At 73.6% G+C, this 3,178-nt stretch carries 2 protein-coding genes and 1 pseudogene; all 3 read right to left on the bottom strand.

The window, feature by feature from the left end; all coding sequences use genetic code 11:
• Window positions 1-1,671, bottom strand: a 1,671-nt coding sequence (locus GTW43_RS06785) for a bifunctional uroporphyrinogen-III C-methyltransferase/uroporphyrinogen-III synthase (RefSeq protein WP_161300713.1), incomplete at its 3' end; no start/stop codon positions are given.
• Window positions 1,668-2,630: a hydroxymethylbilane synthase gene (hemC, locus tag GTW43_RS06780; RefSeq protein ID WP_161300712.1), complete on the bottom strand. Its 963-nt coding sequence runs from the start codon at window positions 2,628-2,630 to the stop codon at window positions 1,668-1,670. The genes hemC and GTW43_RS06785, both read right to left, overlap by 4 nt.
• Window positions 2,627-3,178, bottom strand: a pseudogene (locus tag GTW43_RS06775) (glutamyl-tRNA reductase); the annotation flags it as partial. The pseudogene GTW43_RS06775 and the gene hemC, both read right to left, overlap by 4 nt.

Raw genomic sequence — 3,178 nt, 5'->3', positions numbered from 1 at the left:
GGCCCGCCGACGACGCGCCCCCGGCCGCCGCTCGCTCGGCCGCGTCACCGGGTCGCCCGCCTCGACGGCGGCGGCCCGGCGCTTCGCGCCGAAGTCCGCGAGCGCCGCCGCCAGCTTGTGCACCGACGGCTCCGGAGCCATCACGTCGACCCGCAGCCCGTGCTCCTCGGCGGTCTTCGCCGTGGCCGGGCCGATGCAGGCGATCACCGTCACGTTGTGCGGCTTGCCCGCGATACCGACCAGGTTGCGGACCGTGGAGGACGACGTGAACAGGACCGCGTCAAAGCCGCCGCCCTTGATCGCCTCACGGGTCTCCGCCGGCGGCGGCGAGGCGCGCACCGTCCGGTACGCCGTCACGTCGTCGACCTCCCAGCCCAGCTCGATCAGCCCGGCGACCAGGGTCTCCGTGGCGATGTCGGCGCGCGGCAGGAACACCCGGTCGATCGGGTCGAAGACCGGGTCGTAGGGCGGCCAGTCCTCCAGGAGACCGGCGGCGCTCTGCTCCCCGCTCGGCACCAGGTCGGGCTTCACACCGAACGCGACCAGCGCGGCGGCCGTCTGCTCGCCGACCGCGGCGACCTTGATCCCGGCGAAGGCACGGGCGTCGAGCCCGTACTCCTCGAACTTCTCGCGGACGGCCTTGACCGCGTTCACCGAGGTGAAGGCGATCCACTCGTAGCGCCCCGTGACCAGGCCCTTGACCGCGCGCTCCATCTGCTGCGGGGTGCGCGGCGGCTCGACGGCGATGGTCGGCACCTCGTGCGGCACCGCGCCGTACGAGCTGAGCTGGTCGGAGAGCGACGCCGCCTGCTCCTTCGTCCTGGGCACGAGCACGCGCCAGCCGAACAGCGGCTTCGACTCGAACCAGGACAGCTGGTCGCGCTGGGCGGTGGCGCTGCGCTCACCGACCACGGCTATCACCGGCCGGTTGCCCTCCGGCGACGGCAGCACCTTGGCCTGCTTGAACGTCTGCGCGATCGTGCCGAGCGTCGCCGACCAGGTCTTCTGCCGGGTCGTCGTGCCGGCCACGGTCACCGACAGCGGAGTGTCCGGCTTGCGGCCCGCCGCGACCAGCTCGCCGGCGGCCGAGGCCACCGCGTCGAGCGTCGTCGAGACGACGACCGTGCCGTCGGACGCGCCGAGCTCCGTCCAGCACCGCTCGGAGGCGGTCCGGGCGTCGACGAAACGCACGTCCGCACCCTGCGCGTCCCGCAGCGGCACCCCCGCGTACGAGGGCACGCCGACGGCCGCGGCGATGCCGGGCACGACCTCGAAGTCGATGCCCTCGGCGGCGCACACCAGCATCTCGGCGGCCGCGTACGTGTCGAGGCCCGGGTCACCGGACACCGCACGCACGACCCGCTTGCCGCCGCGCGCGGCCTCCATGACAAGATTGGCCCAGTCCCTCGGAGCCGGGACCGCGACGACAGTTGACGCCTCGTCAGCGGTGCCGGGCTGCCCGGGTGCGCCCTCGGCGTCGAGCACGGTGACGCCCGCCCCGGCATGCGCGCGGACGACGTCGAGCACTTCGGGCTCGGCGATCAGCACATCCGCTCGGGTCAGGGCCTCGACGGCCCGCAGGGTCAGCAGTCCCGGGTCACCGGGACCGGCACCCAGGAAGGTGACGTGCCCAGGTGCGCAGGCGGTCGATTCAGCGGTGGTGGGGCTCAAAGTGCTCGCTCCCCCATCAGACCGGCCGCGCCCTTGGCCAGCATCTCGGCGGCGAGTTCCCGCCCGAGCGCCAGCGCCTCGTCCTGCGACGAGGGCACGGGACCGGTGGTGGACAGCTGCACCAGCTCGGAGCCGTCGGGGGTACCGACGACGCCGCGCAGGCGCATTTCGTTGGCAATCTGCCCGTCGGCCAGCAGGTCGGCGAGAGCACCCACGGGTGCGCTGCAGCCGGCCTCCAGGGCGGCGAGCAGGGACCGCTCGGCGGTCACGGCGACCCGGGTGAACGGGTCGTCGAGCTCGGCGAGCGCGGCGGCGAGCGCGCTGTTCGTCGCGGCGCACTCCACTGCCAGGGCCCCCTGACCGGGGGCGGGCAGCATGACGTCGGTGGACAGGAAGTCGGTCACTTCTTCCGTCCGGCCGACCCTGCTGATGCCGGCCGCCGCGAGAACCACGGCGTCCAGTTCACCCTTCTCCACGAAGGAGATCCGGGTGTCGATGTTGCCGCGGATCGGCACGGTCTCGATCTGCAGACCGTGAGCGCGCGCGTACGCGTTGAGCTGGGCCATGCGGCGCAGCGCGCCCGTGCCCACCTTCGCGCCGGCCGGCAGCTCGTCGAGCCGCAGACCGTCGCGGGCGATCAGGACGTCCCGCGGGTCCTCGCGCACCGGCACGGCGGCCAGCGCCAGCTCCTCGGGCTGCGCGGTCGGCAGGTCCTTGAGCGAGTGCACCGCGAAGTCGATCTCGCCCGCCGCGAGCGCGTCGCGCAGCGCGGTGACGAAGATGCCGGTGCCGCCGATCTGCGAGATGTGCGCGCGGTTCACGTCACCGTACGACGTGATCTCCACCAGCTCGACCTCACGGCCGGTCACCTGGCGCACGGCGTCGGCGACATGCCCGGACTGGGTCATCGCGAGCTTGCTGCGCCGCGTCCCCAGCCTCAGTGCTTTCTCGGCGGTCATGCCGGGCCTCGATTCTTGCCTACCGCTTCTTCACGGTCTCGGGGGTTGGCCCGCGAGACGGCGGCGACCGTCTCCGGGTCCAGGTCGAACAGGGTCCGCAGCGCGTCCGCGTACCCGGCACCACCGGGCTCGGCGGCCAGCTGCTTGACCCGTACGGTCGGCGCGTGCAGCAGCTTGTCCACCACGCGCTTCACGGTCTGGGTGATCTCCGCACGCTGCTTGTCGTCCAGGCCGGGCAGCCGGCCGTCGAGGCGGGCCATCTCGCTCGTGACGACGTCGGCGGCCATCGTGCGCAGCGCGACGACCGTCGGCGTGATGTGCGCGGCGCGCTGGGCGGCGCCGAACGCGGTGACCTCGTCGGACACGATCGCCCGCACCTGGTCCACGTCGGCGGCCATCGGCGCGTCCGCCGACGCGTCGGCGAGGGACTCGATGTCGACGAGGCGCACCCCGTCGATCCGGTGCGCGGCCGCGTCGATGTCCCGCGGCATCGCCAGGTCGAGCAGGGCGAGCGCGACCGGGCGCACCGGCGCCTCGGGCGAGCGCTC

This window comes from Streptomyces sp. SID5785, from assembly GCF_009870065.1.
Classification (GTDB): domain Bacteria; phylum Actinomycetota; class Actinomycetes; order Streptomycetales; family Streptomycetaceae; genus Streptomyces.
This window is presented reverse-complemented; position numbering and strand designations above follow the sequence as displayed.

Coding starts and splice junctions, on each gene's coding strand:
- hemC (WP_161300712.1), bottom strand. CDS start 2,630: ATGACCGCCGAGAAAGCACTGAGGCTGGGGACGCGGCGCAGCAAGCTC.